Origin of the sequence: Paenibacillus rigui (genome assembly GCF_002234615.1) — a bacterium.
Lineage (GTDB): Bacteria > Bacillota > Bacilli > Paenibacillales > NBRC-103111 > Paenibacillus_S > Paenibacillus_S rigui.
Map to the genome: position 1 here is coordinate 1 of NZ_NMQW01000076.1, position 17,357 is coordinate 17,357.

At 52.7% G+C, this 17,357-nt stretch carries 15 protein-coding genes; 3 read left to right on the forward strand and 12 right to left on the reverse strand.

Going from position 1 to position 17,357, the window contains the following annotated elements:
* Window positions 1-57: 57 nt before the first annotated feature.
* Window positions 58-486 carry a cell wall hydrolase gene (locus tag CF651_RS31030; protein WP_094018739.1) on the reverse strand — a complete coding sequence of 143 codons (429 nt, stop codon included), beginning with the start codon at window positions 484-486 and terminating at the stop codon, window positions 58-60.
* A 236-nt stretch (window positions 487-722) separates the two neighbouring features.
* On the opposite strand from CF651_RS31030, the gene CF651_RS31035 reads away from it, so the two are divergent.
* Window positions 723-2,198, forward strand: a complete 1,476-nt coding sequence (locus CF651_RS31035) for an oligosaccharide flippase family protein (protein WP_094018740.1) — start codon at window positions 723-725, stop codon at window positions 2,196-2,198.
* A gap of 91 nt (window positions 2,199-2,289) precedes the next feature.
* On the opposite strand, the gene CF651_RS31040 is transcribed toward CF651_RS31035, so the two are convergent.
* Both CF651_RS31040 and CF651_RS31045 read right to left on the reverse strand, forming a co-directional pair.
* Window positions 2,290-3,015, reverse strand: coding sequence for a metallophosphoesterase family protein (locus tag CF651_RS31040; RefSeq protein WP_094018741.1), 726 nt, complete (start codon window positions 3,013-3,015; stop codon window positions 2,290-2,292).
* A 90-nt stretch (window positions 3,016-3,105) separates the two neighbouring features.
* A complete protein-coding gene (locus tag CF651_RS31045) occupies window positions 3,106-4,146 on the reverse strand; it encodes a zinc-dependent alcohol dehydrogenase family protein (RefSeq protein ID WP_094018742.1) in 1,041 nt (346 codons plus the stop codon).
* A gap of 174 nt (window positions 4,147-4,320) precedes the next feature.
* On the opposite strand from CF651_RS31045, the gene CF651_RS31050 reads away from it, so the two are divergent.
* On the forward strand, window positions 4,321-6,612 hold the full coding sequence (locus tag CF651_RS31050) for an ATP-binding protein (RefSeq protein ID WP_179233081.1): 2,292 nt from the start codon (window positions 4,321-4,323) through the stop codon (window positions 6,610-6,612).
* A gap of 51 nt (window positions 6,613-6,663) precedes the next feature.
* Here CF651_RS31050 and CF651_RS31055 read toward each other — a convergent pair whose 3' ends face one another.
* Window positions 6,664-8,076, reverse strand: a complete 1,413-nt coding sequence (locus tag CF651_RS31055; protein WP_245856228.1) for an MFS transporter — start codon at window positions 8,074-8,076, stop codon at window positions 6,664-6,666.
* A 156-nt stretch (window positions 8,077-8,232) separates the two neighbouring features.
* Here CF651_RS31055 and CF651_RS31060 point away from each other — a divergent pair, with 156 nt between their 5' ends.
* Window positions 8,233-9,093, forward strand: coding sequence for a helix-turn-helix transcriptional regulator (locus CF651_RS31060; RefSeq protein WP_094018743.1), 861 nt, complete (start codon window positions 8,233-8,235; stop codon window positions 9,091-9,093).
* A 121-nt stretch (window positions 9,094-9,214) separates the two neighbouring features.
* Here CF651_RS31060 and msrA read toward each other — a convergent pair whose 3' ends face one another.
* The 8 genes from msrA to CF651_RS31095 form a co-directional block, all read right to left on the reverse strand.
* Entirely contained in the window at window positions 9,215-10,192 is a 978-nt protein-coding gene (gene msrA / locus CF651_RS31065; protein WP_094018744.1) for a peptide-methionine (S)-S-oxide reductase MsrA, read from the reverse strand.
* A gap of 108 nt (window positions 10,193-10,300) precedes the next feature.
* Window positions 10,301-11,065, reverse strand: a complete 765-nt coding sequence (locus CF651_RS31070) for an SDR family oxidoreductase (protein ID WP_094018745.1) — start codon at window positions 11,063-11,065, stop codon at window positions 10,301-10,303.
* A 334-nt stretch (window positions 11,066-11,399) separates the two neighbouring features.
* Entirely contained in the window at window positions 11,400-11,717 is a 318-nt protein-coding gene (locus tag CF651_RS31075; RefSeq protein ID WP_094018765.1) for a hypothetical protein, read from the reverse strand.
* A 124-nt stretch (window positions 11,718-11,841) separates the two neighbouring features.
* A complete protein-coding gene (locus CF651_RS31080; RefSeq protein ID WP_094018746.1) occupies window positions 11,842-12,090 on the reverse strand; it encodes a helix-turn-helix domain-containing protein in 249 nt (82 codons plus the stop codon).
* A 36-nt stretch (window positions 12,091-12,126) separates the two neighbouring features.
* Window positions 12,127-12,300 (reverse strand): hypothetical protein, encoded by a 174-nt coding sequence (locus tag CF651_RS32600; RefSeq protein WP_179233082.1) that lies wholly within the window; start codon window positions 12,298-12,300, stop codon window positions 12,127-12,129.
* 301 nt (window positions 12,301-12,601) lie between these two features.
* Window positions 12,602-13,786, reverse strand: coding sequence for a putative lipid II flippase FtsW (gene ftsW / locus CF651_RS31085; protein ID WP_094018766.1), 1,185 nt, complete (start codon window positions 13,784-13,786; stop codon window positions 12,602-12,604).
* A 273-nt stretch (window positions 13,787-14,059) separates the two neighbouring features.
* The gene (locus CF651_RS31090; protein WP_094018747.1) at window positions 14,060-16,096 is read right to left on the reverse strand and encodes a methyl-accepting chemotaxis protein; all 2,037 of its coding nucleotides are present in this window, start codon (window positions 16,094-16,096) and stop codon (window positions 14,060-14,062) included.
* Between the two features lie 30 nt (window positions 16,097-16,126).
* The gene (locus CF651_RS31095) at window positions 16,127-17,293 is read right to left on the reverse strand and encodes an MFS transporter (RefSeq protein ID WP_094018748.1); all 1,167 of its coding nucleotides are present in this window, start codon (window positions 17,291-17,293) and stop codon (window positions 16,127-16,129) included.
* Window positions 17,294-17,357 lie beyond the last annotated feature (64 nt).

Here is a 17,357-nt window from a genome sequence, read left to right on the forward strand (position 1 = left end):
AATCATTATGAAATTGATTCATCTACCAAAAAAACAGAGCCTCACGGCTCCTCGACGTTAATACGTATTGTAAATATTGGCGCATTCCTTACTTGTCGGCTGATAAAAGCAGTGGGCCTTGTAGCGGCCTACCAGCGGCTGGTTATACCAAGTATCCGGGCAGTCCCCCGTCGGTTTGAAATACCATAGGCTGAACTCGCCGGGCCAGCTCCTCTCGCCGTTAATTGCTCTTTGCGCTAGCCGCTTTTCCCTCTCTCTCGCACTCTGATAAAAGTACCCGTGAGTGGTCGCCTCAAAGGCATGCGGCTGGTAAACCATTTGCGGAATCGTACGAAGTCCCTTGAAATCGGAGCAATTCGCGCGAATCCGGTTAATGCCGACGTTGCCTACAAGCATCATGCCCTTCTCGCCTTCGCCTTCCGCTTCTGCCCGCAGCAGCCTTGCGAGTAACGCCACATCCTGATCTCTTGCCTTCACTACTGCCATATCCTCACCCCATTACTATGTATGCGAAGGCGCTAGCAAAGTAGACTGAATGGACAATGTAGCGGATAAATAATTTACCGCATGCTTGCATCCTGAACCAAAATATTGGGCTATGCTGGCAAAAACGCACCTTAGCTGGAATTTACAGCCCTATCGCTTCGTTGCCATCCCTCCGGCATGCTGTTACGATAAAGCGGTAAACGACTACAATCACAACCTAAGAAGGTGCCCGTACCATGCAAAAGATGAGACTTACTCTAAGCGACAATCAGCGCTTTCTGCTGCGCAACGTCTCCATAATTGTCGTCGGCCTCTTTATCAATCAACTGCTGCAGACCGTAGGCAGCATTATTTTGGCGCGGCTGCTGAACGATCCGGCAAAGTTCGGTGAAGTGAATTTGCTGCTGCAAATATTCGGCATGGTGGCGCTGTTCCTGAATGTGGGATTTAACTCGGCCTTGGTGTATACGTTTTCAACCGATCGGCAGGAGGCAATCGAGAGTAAATTCCGGCTCTCCCTGCTGGGCAGCACCTTTTTCGGTATAGTGGTCAGCGTGATTGTGGCGGCTCTCGCCCCGCTTCTGGCTGATTTCTATCATCTTCCTTCATTAAAAGGCGCATTGTTTTTAAGCGCAATCATGCTCATCTTCAACTCGGTGATCAATATCGGGGTCTCGTCCTTTTCGGGAAACCGTGATTTTAAGACGCAGGCCTTTTTTATGGTCATCACAACGGTCTTTTCTACCCTGGGGATGGTCTTGGGTGTATTATGGACGTTCGGCACCCATGATTTGCTGTGGGGCGTGTCATTCTGGATGGGCATCGGGGCCATGGTGACGGCAGCTTTTATTATATGGAAGGTGGAAAAGGTGCATAATCCAAAGTGGCTCGGTTCCTTCTCCCTACGGGAGATGGGCCGCATGATGAAGTACGGCGTCCCGCTCTGGGCGGGCAACATTGCGAAGGCTTTCCAGCAGCCATTTCTGGTCATGTTTATCGGTTCAAGCTCGGTCATTGCTGTCGGTGAGCTGGCCAATGCTTCCAGAATTACAGGCTTCATCGGGATTGTCACCTGGGCGTTTATGATTGTAACCTTCCCCTTTGTTGCAGAAAGCTCCCGGGATCCTCAGGAAAGCAAGCGACGAGGGACGCTATGTATCCGGTATAATAACCTGATCCTGTATCCGCTGACGCTGACGATCTGTCTGTATCCGAATGAAATCAACGGATTCCTGTTCGGTTCCGGCTATACGACGAACGATTCCGCTATTTATATCCGCTTGCTGGCACTAGGCGTTCTCTTCTCCTCTGTCGGAAGATTGGGGGGCAGCATTCTATCGGGGGCAGGGAAAACGAAGGCTAATTTCTGGGTCATGATCGTGGCCGGCGTCATCGTTATTGCACTGGCACCGCTCTTCGCTGCGAACAATCCAGTGCTGGCGGTCTGGTTTTATACCGGCGGCTGGGCGGCTTCCGCCTTGTGCATGGTCTGGTTCTTTTATTATGAAAGGTTCCCGCTGGATTGGTGGAGATCCTACGGCGAACCGCTGATTCCAACCCTGGCGATGGGGCTGCTGATGGAGATCGGACAGTTCGCCGGGGGTTTATCTGCTTTATTTATCTTCCTTGGCGTTGTCGGCCTGCTGCTTCTTACTTTGGTCATTGAAGCGTTTCACATCCCACGGCTGCGGCTTACCCGGCAAAAGCATTAACTGTCGTATAGATACAAAGCGAAACGCCCGCCTTCCGGAGGGCCTGTGTCGGTCCTGCCAGCTCCGGAGGCATGCGTTTGCGGCCAACTGCTTAAGCCTTCACGCTCGCGCTGCGAACGATCCGGGTCATCATCTCCGCATTCGGATAGCCAACCTCATAATACTGCTCGACGACTCGATCGATAGGTACCGGAACGCGCTCGATTCGCGTAGACACGCTTCCGTTTTCGATTTCGACCATCGCATACGAAGCTTTGGCAAGGCCATCGAAGGGCAGTCCTACGCTGCCGATATTGATGACGATCTGGCCGTCCAGGTAACGTATATACGGCTTGTGGATGTGTGCATAAATGTACAAACCCGCATCCGCAGCGGACATCAGCTTGGTTTGCAGCACCTCATCGCCGGAGCCGGGCGCCACAATCTCGAACAAGCTGTCCGGCGTCGCATGAAAGGCGTGGATTGAGATGCCCTCCACCTCGAGATGAAGCTCTGTAGGCAGCTGGGCCAAATAATCGAGATCTTCCCGTTCCAGCTGTGATACAGTCCAATCCCGCTCCCGGTTCATCAGCTCCAATACCGCATCGGGGACCTCGCCCTGCCGTACCCCTCGGACAACCCATTCGTCCGCGTTGCCTTTAATAACCTGCGTGTTTAAAGACCGTACCAGCTCCAAGGAACGTTTGGGAGCCGGTCCGCGGTAGCAAAGATCGCCCAGCACGTAAATGCGGTCCGCCCCATTTCTCCGAACGTGCTCCAATACCGCTTCCAGTGCGGTCGCATTGCCATGAATATCCGAAATAAATGCTGCCTTCAAAAGAATGGCCTCCCTTCAGAAATACAATGAATATGAATATTAGCCCAGGCTGAACGAACGATGCTAACACATCCGCTTGACCGCTGCAATTCACCAAGCACCAGGCTTCCAGGTTTGCCGGGTATGCAGCAGGATCTTGCCTCGTCTCCCAGGATGCTCCGCCGCCTGAACGGCTTGAATCACCTCGCGAAGCTCGAACGATCGTTCGATCTCCCTCAGTTTAAACCGCTTCTGTTCTACAAGTCCAATCATTTGTTGAAACGTGCGCTGCCACGTCTCGACAGGCACATGCTGCATCCAGTGACGCAAATGAAACAGCCTGACCCGTACACGGTCCTTGGCAACCAGGGACAGGTTTACCGGCTGACCTGACAGCAGCCCCAAGCTGACGATGGTACCGCCCGTCGCGGTACAAGCCACAAGCTCAGCCCCGGCTTGGCCGCCGACACAATCGACGGATGCCGCCGCCCCTTGGCCCCCGGTCAGCTCGTAAACCGCTGCCAACCTGTCCTTGAACCTGCCGTCGCTCAGTTGACTGTCATCCAGCACATACCACGCGCCTGCTGCATACAGGCGGGGGGCATCCGCCGCACGCCGGATTACAGCCAGGAAGCGGAACCCCAGCAGGGTCGACAGCTGGGCAATTAGGGTGCCTAGTGCCGAGCCACCGGCATTCATAACAAGCACATCTCCCGGCTTCAGCTGCAGCACCTCGGTGCAGACGACCCAAGCCGTTACGGGATTTATGAACAGCTGAGCTGCGGTCTCGTCCGGTATCGATGCCGGAACCGGAACCGCCCATTCGGCAGGGGAGATCACGACATCCTGCCATGTTCCTTCCCCGCGCAGCGGCAGCACACGCCTTCCCAACAGGGAAGGCGCTGCGCCCCTGCCGACAGCCTCGACGACGCCTATTCCCTCGTACCCGGGAACAGCAGGCAACTGGATGCGGTGCGCATATGCCCCCCGGATCGGGATCAGATCCGACGGATTGATCGACTGCGCAGACATGCGAACCCGAATTTCGCCTGTGCCGGGCTGCGGTGAAGTTCTGCGCTCCAACCGCAAAACATCGGCCGGCTCCCCGAACGATTGGTAGCGAATGGTCCGTTCACCTAAGATGGACTCCATTGATTCGTTCTCCCTTCCTTTAACATCCTCTCGCAGCTCCTCCCCGTCTGTTTCCAGCCCAGCAAACCTTCATAGCAATTCCTTACCGAGCATGTTATCATTCTATTGATTCTGATCCTGGCGTCACATCATGCAGTTACGGGACGAATGCCATGTTCGAGAGGAGGAACATCTGTGTCTATCAAAACCAAACTGTCATTATGCATCTCGTTTATCGTCGCCATCATTTTGACTCTAAATATATCGATCTATTATTATTCTACGCGAGCGGAGCTGCAGTCGGGCGCCGAGAAGCAAATGACCGAGATCGCCAAAACAATCGGCGACCATGTCGAGTTAACCCAGCAGATGAAGCAAATGCTCGAGGATTCGCTCGGCGAGAAGCTTCGGGCTGCAGCCCTAGCGGCAAAGCTGAAGCTGAATCCTGATATCGACCAAGTAACGAATGAGCAGCTGGCCGCATTAAGCCGGGAGCTGGACATTGACCATATTACGCTGTGGAAACGAATCGGTAACGATATTGTAGCATTGAAATCGTCCAACGCGAAGGAAATCAACATGAGCTCCAAGACCTGGGATTATTGGTATACCGCCTTCAATCAGCTGTTCGATTCGGGTGCAGTTACGGTTCCCCAAGGGCAAAAGCTGCCTCACTATTGGTCGGGACCGATCAACTATGCCAGCTCAGATCCTTCTGTTATTAATAAATGGGGCTATTATTATGACGGCACCACCAATTATTTGATTAATCCTTATGTGAACGCCAAGTCCCTGCTTCAGTTCGAATCGGGAAGCGGGACGGAAGCGCTCGTACAGCGGATGCTGGCGGACAATAAGAACCTGTTGGAAATTACAGGCTTTGATCCGCAATTTTTTGGAAAAGCACCGATCATCAAAATTAAAAACGGGATCCCCGTCAACAACCTCGACGTGCGTGCGGTTATTTTCGGACCCTATTCGTATCAGGATGACAGTGACGACGCCCAAATTCAGCAGGCCGCCAATACCGGCAGAATGATCACAGAGACGGCGACGATCAAGAATACCACCGTCATGAAAAGCTTTATTCCTATACAAGGAGCGCAGCCCTATGTGATTGGCATTACGTTCGATCACACTTCCATTCAAAGCACGTTGAACCGACAGCTGCTTAAGCATATTGGCATTTCACTTGGATTGCTTCTCGTGACGATGGTCGCGAGCTATTTTATAGCGGGTTTCATGCTGCGCTCCCTCCATCTGGTGATGGATCAAGTAAATGCCTTAGCACAAGGGCATTTCCGTACCCGCCTCTCTATCCGCACCAAGGATGAGCTGGGTCTCCTGGCTGCCCAGGTGAATGCAATGGCGGATAATCTTGACGCCTATTGGATGCAGCTGCACAATGCGGCTGAAGAATTGCAGCATACCCAGCAATATTTGGAGTCGTTCATCAATCATACCTCCGATGCGATTCATGTCGTTCTTCTGAATGGTGAAATGATGCGGACGAACAATGCATTCGAAGCGATGTACGGCTGGAATAAAGAAGAGGTCGAGGGCAAGAGGCTTGAGCTTATATTCCCGGGACATGAGCAGGAGTTTGAGCATATCCGCTCTACAATCCTGCAGGGGTACCCTATCGCCGATTACGAAACCGTGCGCATGACCCGAGATGGCCGGTCTCTCGATATCAGCATGACCAGCTCCCCGATTCGCGACAGCCAGGGGGAGATTATAGCTATCGCCTCCATTTCCCGCAATATAACGGTCCGGAAGAAAACCGAAGAAGTGCTTCGCAAATCCGAGAAGCTGTCCGTTGTCGGTCAGCTTGCAGCGGGCGTGGCTCATGAGATTCGCAATCCGCTCACAACCATCAAGGGCTTCCTCCAGCTGCAAAAGAGCAAAGGTCCGCTCAGCAGCATGTATCTGGATGTGATGCTGTCCGAGCTGGACCGTATTAACTTTATCGTCAGTGAATTTCTCGTGCTGGCGAAGCCTCAAGCAAGCTGCTATGAGCTCGTCGACCTTCAGACCATATTGCGGGATATTGTGCTGCTTCTCGATTCCCAGGCCCATATGAATAACGTGGAGCTGCAGCTGGACCTAGCGACGGAGTGCAGCCCTATTCATTGCGAGCCGAACCAATTGAAGCAGGTGTTCGTGAATGTCCTCAAGAACGGACTCGAAGCCATGCCTGACGGCGGTTCCCTGCGCATTCAGTTAGAACATACGTCACAGGACGGCCTCACCGTCCGGTTTATTGATCAGGGATGCGGCATTGCCGAGAAAGACCTTGTCCGGCTGGGCGAGCCTTTTTTCACGAACAAGGAATCGGGCAATGGCCTGGGGCTGATGGTCAGCCAAAAGATTATTGCTAATCACAAGGGAACCTTGAACATTCAGAGCAAGCTCGGACAAGGAACCTGCGTGGAAATCTGGCTGCCCGTGGCAGCGGTTCAAGAAGCCTCCGTGCACAAAGGATGAGAAAACCTCATCGGAAACTTATAAATACTTATAGATAGGATGATCCTTCGGTTACTGCCCCTGCTTCGCCGTTCGGGTGCCGGTCGGCTCTGTACCCATATACAGCAGCGATAGCAACCCTCCACAGAACAGAACGACGCACGTCACGATAAGAGAGGCATGCAAGCCTGCCGTAAACGTACCGCTCCCGCTCACCATGGCCCCTTGAAGAGCCACACCGAGCGTCGCCCCCAGCTGACGGCTCGAATTCAGAGCACCTGAGGCGACGCCTGTCTGCTCCTTGGGCACTGCGGAAATGACCGCTGTCATCAAGGAGGGGATTGCCAGCGAGACCCCGAATCCAATAAGTAATAAACCGATAAGGGTGACGGTATAACCCGCGCCGGCTCCGATCCCCAGCAGGAGCAGCGTACCTGACGCCGCCAGTAGGAATCCTGCCGACATCGGGATCCTCGCTCCAATCCGCCCCACGAGACGGCCGGTAAGGATGGGGTTGAACGCCATTGGAACGGTTAACGGCAAAAGCGCCCAGCCTGCCATATGAGCCGATAAGCCGCGTACCTGTTGAAAAAACAACGGTACGATGAACAATATACCCGACAAGCCCACGTTGATCATCATACCGGCCAGCATTCCCGCCGAAACGGTCTTACTCCTGAACAAGGTTAACGGAAGCAGCGGGTTTCTGCTCCTTGCTTCAAGCCGAATAAAGGCTGCTGCACTTATCAATGCGATCCCCCAGGCTGCGACAATAGAGGGCGCCCCCCAGCCTATCGTCCCACCTTCCATAAGGGCAAATGACAAAGCCGCAATTGTCAGAATAGCGGCCGCTTGACCCGGCACATCCAGGCCATGCTGTCGTTTGGGCCGCGCATCCTGAACCCATACCAGCGTCATAATCATACTGACTGCTGCAAAAGGAACTTGAATGAGAAATATGCTTCGCCAGCCTAACGTATCCACCAGCAGCCCTCCCACAACCGGTCCCGCTGCCATCGCGAGGCCGGTAACGGCAGCCCATATGCCCAAAGCACGTGCCCGTTCGGCCGGATTCTCATAAGCGCGGGAAATCAGAGATAGCGAGGCGGGCATCAAGGCTGCTCCCCCAAGCCCAAGCATCGCGCGAAAACCTATCAGTGCACCAAGCGATGTAGAAGCAGCCATAGCGGCGGATGCCACGAGAAACAAGGCAAGCCCGCCGATGTAAACGCGCTTGGCTCCCAAATCATCGGACAATGCCCCCATCGATAGCAAGAAACCGGCAAAAACGATCGTATAGGCGTTGACTACCCACTGAAGCCCCTCCAGCCCGCCACCCAGCGCTTCATGAATCGCCGGGAGCGCCACCGTTACCACCGTTGTATCCAATAAGACCATGAAGTAACCGAGGGAAAGAGCCATAAGCAGAAATACCTTCCGGTGCCTGCCGGAACCGCTGCTCTGTAAATGAATCGTTTTATCCAAACGTAAGACCCCTTTCTTTTCCTGATATCAAAATTGTGGCTGCCCCAAGCAAGCAAAGTGTATAATGGAATGGATACTAGAACCAGATGATGGTTTATCCTAGGAGTGATTCTCCTATAATCCATAGAGCTATGAAGGGAAGGCAGGTGAGGTCGGGTGGAACATTCAGACAGCGAACGGCTTCAAGAGCTTGCCCGGTTTCTTAGAACGAGGCGGGCTCGTCTGGCTCCGGAGCAGGTGGGCTTATCCGCATGCGGCCGGCGGCGAACACCAGGACTGCGGCGCGGGGAGGTTGCACAGCTATCGGGCATGAGCGTCGACTGGTACACTTGGCTGGAGCAGGCACGCGACATTAAAGTTTCCCCGCAAGTGCTTGAAAGCATTGCCAGGGCGCTTCAGCTCGATGTGAACGAGCGCAAGCATTTATTTGTTCTCGCTCTCCGGCAGCTGCCGACAGACAGCTCGACCAACGAGAGCGTCGTCAACCCGATGCTGCAGACTTTCCTTGACCTGCAGGGAGCCAATCCAGCCTATGTGACGGACCATCGTTTAAACGTCGTTGGATGGAATCTGGCCGCCTGCCTGGTTTATGGTCCGTACCCGGAGATGACGCCGCGCGAACGCAACAGCATTTGGCGTACCTTCACTTCCCCATATGTGCGGGAATTGCTTCAGGAGCACTGGGAGTCCCATGCCAGGCACCGTTTAGCCCATTTTCGCGCGAACTACGCCCGATTTGCGGGCGATGCCTGGTGGATGCAATTCATTGAGGAATTGCATGAGGCCAGCACGCATTTCAAAGCATGGTGGCCGCAGCATGACGTGCTGGATCGCCCCGAGGGGAGAAAAATCAATTATCATCCCGTCGCCGGGACGTTGGTCTTCGACCAAATTTCGTTCCAGACGACCGGCTCACCCGACCTGACTATTACTGTGAATATGCCGTCAGGCGATTCGGATACCGCTTCAAAGATGGATACATTGCTCCGCAGCAGCAAAAAGGACAGCCCCTGTTAAGGAGTCCTGTCCTTTCCACTTGCTCCGCTTGCCCTCCCTGGCTTCCACTGCAGCACAAAAAAAACCGTTCCAGCAGTCTAAGTCGACCGATAGAACGGTTTTTTAAAGCAAGCTATGCAATTTAGTTGGCAAAAAGCTTCAGATAGTGCCCATACCCCTCTGCTTCCAGTTCGTCCTTCGGAATAAACCGCAGCGAAGCGGAATTGATGCAGTACCTGAGCCCTGTCGGTGCCGGCCCGTCGTTAAACACATGCCCAAGATGGGAATCTCCCTCGCGGCTCCGTACCTCGGTACGGATCATCATGTGGCTGAAGTCGGATTTCTCCTTCACATTGCCCGGCAGAAGCGGCTTTGTGAAGCTCGGCCAGCCGCAGCCGGAGTCGAATTTATCCAACGAGCTGAACAGCGGTTCACCCGATACGATATCGACATAAATACCTTCTCTGTGATCATCCCAGAACTCATTGCGGAACGGCGGCTCCGTCGCATTGTTCTGCGTCACCTCGTACTGGAGCGGAGTCAGGGTCTGCTTCAGCTTCTCTTTATCCTTGGTCACCTGCCAATGCTGCTCTATGAACGCATCGCGGCCCGAGCCCTTGCGGTACATTTTGTAGCGGAATGGATTCTTCGTATGGTAATCCTGATGATACTCCTCCGCCGGATAAAATGCCGCAGCCGGGACGATAGGCGTCACGATGGGAGACTCGAATCGGCCGCTTTGCTCCAGCTTCTGCTTGGAGGCTTCGGCTAACCGCCGCTGCTCCTCACTATGGTAAAAGATCGAGGTCCGGTAGGATGAACCTCTGTCGTGGAACTGCCCGCCCGCGTCAGTCGGATCGATTTGCCGCCAGAACAGCTCCAGCAGCTGCTCATACGGCATAAGCTGCGGATCAAACGTAATCTGCACCGCCTCGGCATGCCCTGTCGTTTCGGAGCAAACCTGCTCGTAGGTCGGGTTCTCGGTATGTCCTCCCGTATACCCAGAAACGACGCGAATAATGCCCGGCAGCTCCTCGAACGGGGTCACCATGCACCAGAAGCAGCCACCGGCGAAAGTAGCCAGCTCGTAGCCCTGTTCCTGTCCAACGAATGAACTCATCTATTCATGACCTCCTCATGGATTGTTATTGAATTGCATATGACTCTAGTATAGTCCATCCTGCTTTCAGGTTCCAATCCAAGGAAGGCATAGGCCCCCTACGTGAGCCTAGAGGTGAGAACCGCCGCTCGCATCGATCAGCTGCCCGGTGATCCAGCGGCTGTCCGGTGAAGCAAGAAATGCGGCAATATCCGCAACGTCCTCCGCATGGCCCCATCGGCCGAATATGGAGAACTCCGCTCCGAATTGGCGCAACCCCGGATCCTCTAAGGCGCCGGCGTTCATATCGGTATCGATGAAGCCCGGCATAATCGCATTGACTGTGATGCCACGGGGGCCCAACTGCTTGGATAGCGCGAGCGTCATCGGGTGGATAGCCCCTTTGCTCATACTGTATGCAGGAATGGTGGGCAGAGCGATTCTCGTGACAGCGGACGAGAGGTTAATGATCCGCCCTCCGTCCCGAAGACGCGGCAGCGCATGCTGCGTGACGAAAAACGGAGCCTTCACATTGATATTCATCACTTCATCAAACGCAGCTTCCGATGTTTCTTCCATGGTCTGAACAAGACCGACACCTGCGTTATTGACCAAAATATCAAAGTAGTGATCGCCTGTACGTTGTATCCACTGCTCATCCAGCACGCTGTATAGCTGCTCTATGTTCTTGTGCGGGCCAAACTCCATACCAATGGCGAAGCCGGACCCGTAAGTTCGATCTAGCTCTTGGACAACCTGTTCGGCAGCTTCTTTATTTCTGCCATAGTGGACGGCGACCATGGCCCCCTCCTCCGCCAGACGGATGGCAATGGCCCGTCCGATGCCTCTGCTTGCACCTGTCACTAATGCCTTTTTCCCTCTCAATTTCCCCATTTCAACCCAGCTCCTCGTCCATAATTTTTTACAAAGACAGCAGCGTAATCCCTCGCATGGGAGCACCGTACCGCGTACAAGCTCTCTTATACAGGAAGGCGTTGCATGACAATAGGACTTCACCCGCTTCTTGTCTTGGTTATACCATAGGAGCGATTTTGCATTGTTGCTCTTTCATTCTTCCGCCAGGGATAAAAGGATCCGCCGTCCTTCAAGACGGCATGCGTTTATCAAGGCAAACGGCCCGTCTACCCACCAAAAAAACGGACCCGATCCTCAACAAGAAAGAGGATGATCGGATCCGTTTCTCACCTAAATCATTTAATTTACGGGATTAAGTATACAGCAAGGTGATGACCAGCAAATTATACAGAACAAGCGGAAGAATAGCGTTGTTGTAAACATACGCTCCGGGACCAAAGAACCCGCGCTGTGCAACCGGTACACTTAAGTAAATGTGCCCTGGGTCCACCTGCACGATAATACCTTCATAGGTATGTCCGTCTAAGGTCTGGACCCGAACCCATTTGTTCATGTTCTGCTTACCGATCGCTTGAACGCGGTCCTGCACATTTTTTAAAGTGGACACCGTTTCCGGATTTGCTTCGTACAGCACCTGCTCATGCTGCGCTCGATATGGAGAGTAACTCATACGTAAACCTCCCTGGGCTTTAATACTCACAGCGTATTCAAACGCCCAGCCGGAGGTTCCCCTTCCCTGTAATTTAATCGTGAAGTCCACAACCGTGAGCAGCCGGCCTTCCGTGACAGGCAGGTCAGGTGGCTCCCCTTCCTCCTCCCGGGCCTCCGGCATCCACCGGCCGCAGCTCATACAGCTCCTTAACGTTGCAGTCCAGCGTATCTGCGATAGATATTGCTGTTTTTAGCGGCATGACCCGCTTGTTTTCCATGTAATCCGACAGGCGCTCGGGTCTAACCTGCAGAGCCCCAGCCAGCTCCCCTACCGACATGCCGGATTGCAGCAGCCTTTCGTGAAGCAAGCAGCGGCCCAAATCAAGCTTCATGAGCACGACCTCCATTTATCCGGGTAGTTACACGATTTAGCATAGCCATAAAATACAGGTCATAAGCCAAAGGAATCCCCACCATTTACGGAACCAGTTCCCTTTACGTTTACGGCCTCCGTCGTCCGCCCACATCCATGCCTTCCGCGCTTTGGCCTCAATCTCGTTCCGGTTCAGCTCCATTTGCTGCTGCAAGTCTCCCCACCACATACAATCTCCCCCTTTATATGAAAAAAAAGCCCACAAGAAAGCTCCCAAACGGAACTTTCCGAGGACTTTTATTCCTACGGTGTAAAGCGGGGCCAACCCGCTCCTGTATCACTTGGTTCGAACCGAAGCCTCTTCCGTGTGCCTCGTCGGATCCCTAGATATCTTCCACGTTGTGTAGCATTGTACGATAGCCTAACGGGGGTTAGCAAAAGTCATTTTGTCCCATGTAAGCGAAAACATCCCATTCAAGCACATTCTTTTGCCGTCTATCGTCTCCTCTCGAATTTCCAGCAACATTTATTTATGGTACTCTTCCATTCGTAACCAACCGAACAGAAGTGTTATTTTTACTGTTTGTAGATTTTTTATTTGATTGTGTTTCTGATTTTGTTCGATCTCGAGAAATACTAAGTAAAATTCCCATCCCTAATAGAGTAACCATCATAGAGGACCCTCCATAGCTGATCAACGGAAGCGTGACCCCAGTCATCGGTATGGTATTTGTAACTCCTCCCATATTAATAAAAGCTTGGATTCCGATTATACTAGCAATGCCAACGCCAATCAAAGTTCCGAAAATTTCCTTACTGCGGAGCGCAACGAGGATACAACGCCATATAAAAGCAAGGTAAATCAATAAAAAGAATGAACCCCCTATAAATCCCAGTTCTTCTCCAATAACTGAAAATATAAAGTCGTTATAAGGTAATGGTAAGTAGTTAAGCTTCTGTATACTTTGTCCTAATCCTGCTCCTGTGACCCTACCGTGACCAAGAGCATAGAGTGATTGGATTATCTGGTAACCGTTACCTTGCGGATCCGACCATGGATTCAAATAAGTTGTAATTCGATTCATTCGGTAATCATGTTCTCCGTCATTTAAAATTATGTTGATCGAGTAGACGATCGTTATAAAAAATGCCCCAATGGCCGCAGTAATAGCAAAATGTTTTATTCTAGCGCCGGCAACAAAAATGACAATCATGGTACTACTTACTAAAATGGCCGTTGACCCAAAATCCGGCTGAAGCATAATAAGTGCCGATATGAACAGGACTACAGCGATTGGTGGGATGAACCCTTTCTTGAAATCACTAACCATCTCCAATTTCTTGCTTAGTAAATTAGCTACGTAAATAATTACCGCCAGTTTGGCGAATTCAGCAGGTTGAATTGTAAAGCTGCCCAGAGCAATCCAACTCGTTGCGTTATTCTTATTCACTCCAATGATCGGTGTTATCAGAAGCAATATCGTGACTCCAATAAAAGCCGGTATGATCCATTTACGTAGTTTTCTATAATCTATGTTCATAAATAACAACATGAGAAATACGCCTAAGCAAGTGCTAATAAGTTGACGTATCGCAATACCGCTTCCAAGCGCCATGCTTGCACTATACACAAAAATAAGACCGAAGCAAATTAAAAAAAACGTTAAAAACAACAATAAAAAGTCGGGCTTTCCCCGTTTGATTAGCTCATTCATGGCATCGCAAAATTCGTGCACACATCGTTTGACCCAAGATAAAACCTCCCTTAAATGGTAAAATATATTAAATTATATCATAATGTTCAAGGAATAAAAAAGTAAGATATGGTCATCCCATGTATGGACATTAAAAAACAGCCTTCGCTCTTTTTGAGCTAAGGCTGTTCAAAGTGTCGATAAAAGTCCTTTGGACGAACAGACAAAAAAACAGGCTCCCCTCTGCCCGCCACCTGCCGAGGGAAACCTGTAATCTCCTAGCTATACCAACAGCTAGATTCTGAATTGATTGACCAACGATTTCAGCTGCTCGGACATCCCAGACAGATGCGCCGCCGAAGCGGAAATTTCCTGTACCGATGCGAGCTGCTCCTCTGCAGCGGCCGACAGCTCCTGGGTCCCCGCATTCGATTGCTCGGCGACCTTCACCACCTCGTGAATCGATTCTGTCACCTGTGCCGTACTCTCCGCCATCAGATTCGATGCCGAGGACACCTCCTGAATCTGCTGCACGACCCGATCGATGGACGAGCGGATTTCCTCGAAGGAATGACCGGCGACATTGACCATGTCCATGCCTTCTTTTACTTCCCGCATCGCCGCCTCCATCGCTTTGACCGTGTGCCCTGTCTCCTCCTGGATCGACTGCACCACTTCCGAGATTTGCTGTGCGGAAACCGCCGATTGCTCGGCAAGCTTGCGCACCTCTCCGGCTACGACGGCGAAGCCTTTACCCTGTTCTCCCGCCCGTGCCGCCTCAATCGCGGCATTCAAGGACAGCAGGTTCGTCTGCGCGGAAATCGCGCTAATCATCTCGATGGCCTGCGTGACCTGCTCGGACCGCTCGCCTAGTCCTTTGACCGCTTCAGCCAAGCCGCTGACCGTCTGATGAATGGAATGCATCTGCTCCGTGACAGACTGAATCGCAATAAAGCCTTCCGTCGCCTTATTCGACGAATACGTCGAGGTCGACGACGCACTCTCCGCATTCGCGGAAATTTGCTGCGCGCTCGCCGAAATTTCCGAGATCGCTCTGGAGCTTTCATCGACGAAGCGGACCTGCTGTTCTACTCCCGCAGACAGCTGCTGCACAGTTACCACGACCTGCTCGCTTGTTTTGTTCGTCTGCTCGGAGCTGACCGACAGCTCCGAGGAGGACGCCGCAAGCTGCGAGGAGCTGTTGCGCACCTCCAGCAGAATGGAATGAAGCGCGTCGGCCATCTGGTTGAAGCTGATCCCGACCTGACCGATCTCGTCCTGCTTCTTCACCTGTACCCGTTCCGTCAGATCCCCTTGGCTGATCTTCTGTGTAGCCAGGCGCAGACGGTTCAACGGACGCAAAATCGACATGATCATGAAATAGACGATGATTGCCCCAACTAGGAGGGAAACAGAAATGACGGCGATCGTCCGATCCAGCACGGGCTTCGCCAAATCGTTGATTTCAATGGCTGACATATTGCCGGCCACCTTCCAGCCCGTGGTCGGGTTGGTCGTATAAATCATTTTCTTAGGCTCATCCTTGAAAATGTAATCGTATTTGCCCGTCTCCATGCCCGGCTGGTACATCACTTCATTGTGTGGACTTGTCGGCGTACCGATCTTGTTCGTCGGATGAAGGAGGAACTGCTTGTTTTTCGAATAAATGACGATGTACCCGGCTTTCCCGATATGCACATCCTTCGTCAGCTGCTTGATCTCCTCGAGGTTCAGCTGAATCGCCACCACACCGGACTGGTCAGGCAGCGCCTTGGCTATCGTAATTACGATGCCGCCGAACAGTGCATCCTGGTAAGGATCCGTCATGATCAGCTTGTCCTTGCCTTTGGCTTCCTTGTACCATTGTGCTTCCTTGGGCTTGTAATCCTGCGGAACCTTCAGGTCGCTCGACGCCGTTACCAGCTGTCCGTCTTCCGTGGCGAGCACCGGAGGCTTGCTCTCCGGATGCTCATTTAGAAAATCCTGCATGGCAGCAAGCGTGCGGGGACCGCTTTTGCCAGAGGAAGCCTTCAGCTCCCCGGCAATTTCTTGCGTCAGCACATCAAGCTCCTTCTCCCTGCTCAGGATCAGGTTATTGATGTACATATTCGTTAGAGCTACATTCTCCGAAGCGCTGGCCATCAGCAGCTGTTCGATCTGCGACTTGGATGTATTGAACGTAATCCAGCCGATCAAAAGCCCGGGCACGAGCAAAATCAGAAGAGATAAAATAAACAGCCTTGCTTTCACGCTGCTCAAGCTCCACTTGAACTTGGGCACTCTTGCCGAAGCTTTCAGCTTCTTCGGTTTGGGTTTCGGTTGGTTCATCATCGCTATATACCTGCCTATCCAAAAGTCTTATTATTGTGATGAGACCGGCTTGCGGTTCGGGGAACCGGATGCAGCCGAGCCTGCAAACATATAATTGCTAACAAGTGCCAATACAATCGTACCTACGGTTAATCCGACAAGTCCGTGCCAAGCGAACCGGCTCCACAACAATCCGGGCACGAACGCCCCCAAGCTCCCTCCTACATAGAAAAAAACAAGGTAGAGCGAGGATGCAGCCCCTCTCGCCTTCGTGGCGATGTCCGTCACATAAGCGGTTGTTGCCGATTGAGAGGCAAAATTGCCCAGAGCCAAAATCGAGGCACCGATTAAAAGTGCCGGAAGCGTAGGCCACAGGGTCAGAAGAATGCCTGCGGCACCGATCAAATGCCCCAGCGCCATCGTCGCTCTGCGCCCGACCCGGTCCGACCAGTAACCTGCCATCGGAGCGGAGAAGACACCGAACACATAAGCCCCATACAAAAAAGAAATTTGCGTGACGCTGAGCCTGAACGGCTCCCCCGCCGCATAAAAGGGAAGATACGTAAAAAAACCGATAAAAGCGAAGAATTGGGAGAACCCGATCAGAAACGTGCCGAGCAGCGCCCGATTCCGCAAATGATCGAGAAAACCGGTCCGGTCCTTGCTTGCCTTTTGCTTGGAAGCCGGGAGCAGCCACCAGACCAGAGCACTGACGAGGGCAGATAATACGGCAATCCAGCCGAATACCGCATGCCATGAGAAGGTCTCGGCTATCGGTCCGGCAATGACCCTGCCGACCAGTCCTCCGGCCACTGTAGCGCTTACATAAATTCCCAAAACACGACCTCTTTGCGCAGATGGAAATTCCTCCGATGCATAGGCGACAAGCACCGCCGTTACGCCGGGAATGCAGAGGCCATGCAGCCCCCTCCACACCAGCATCCAGGCAAAGGAGTCCGTCACCGTCAGCATTGCGCTCGGAACGACCAGCAGCAGGCTTGCGATCCCTACTACCGTCTTCCGGTCCCATCGGTCAAAGAAGGGAGCGAGCACAAAGGAAGAAACGGCTAGACATATGATGGTGACCGATATGGTCAAGCTGGCCGTAGCAATGGAAATGCCGTACTGCTCCGCGAACAGCGGCAGCAGCGGCTGGGGCGCATACAGCAAAATAAACACGCTCATGGTCGCCAGAAAAATGAGGATGATTCGCCCCATAGGGAACTCCTTTCGATCTGCGCCGCAAGTCCAAAGCCTTTAAGCCCGGCTTGCGGCGCGGGCT

Excerpts from the sequence above, each read along its gene's own strand:
- CF651_RS31080 (WP_094018746.1), bottom strand. The coding sequence starts at position 12,090 with ATGAAGCTTGATTTGGGCCGCTGCTTGCTTCACGAAAGGCTGCTGCAA.
- CF651_RS32600 (WP_179233082.1), bottom strand. The coding sequence starts at position 12,300 with ATGTGGTGGGGAGACTTGCAGCAGCAAATGGAGCTGAACCGGAACGAG.
- CF651_RS31095 (WP_094018748.1), bottom strand. The coding sequence starts at position 17,293 with ATGGGGCGAATCATCCTCATTTTTCTGGCGACCATGAGCGTGTTTATT.
- ftsW (WP_094018766.1), bottom strand. The coding sequence starts at position 13,786 with ATGAATGAGCTAATCAAACGGGGAAAGCCCGACTTTTTATTGTTGTTT.
- CF651_RS31035 (WP_094018740.1), top strand. The coding sequence starts at position 723 with ATGCAAAAGATGAGACTTACTCTAAGCGACAATCAGCGCTTTCTGCTG.
- CF651_RS31030 (WP_094018739.1), bottom strand. The coding sequence starts at position 486 with ATGGCAGTAGTGAAGGCAAGAGATCAGGATGTGGCGTTACTCGCAAGG.
- CF651_RS31075 (WP_094018765.1), bottom strand. The coding sequence starts at position 11,717 with ATGAGTTACTCTCCATATCGAGCGCAGCATGAGCAGGTGCTGTACGAA.
- CF651_RS31045 (WP_094018742.1), bottom strand. The coding sequence starts at position 4,146 with ATGGAGTCCATCTTAGGTGAACGGACCATTCGCTACCAATCGTTCGGG.
- msrA (WP_094018744.1), bottom strand. The coding sequence starts at position 10,192 with ATGAGTTCATTCGTTGGACAGGAACAGGGCTACGAGCTGGCTACTTTC.
- CF651_RS31090 (WP_094018747.1), bottom strand. The coding sequence starts at position 16,096 with ATGATGAACCAACCGAAACCCAAACCGAAGAAGCTGAAAGCTTCGGCA.
- CF651_RS31070 (WP_094018745.1), bottom strand. The coding sequence starts at position 11,065 with ATGGGGAAATTGAGAGGGAAAAAGGCATTAGTGACAGGTGCAAGCAGA.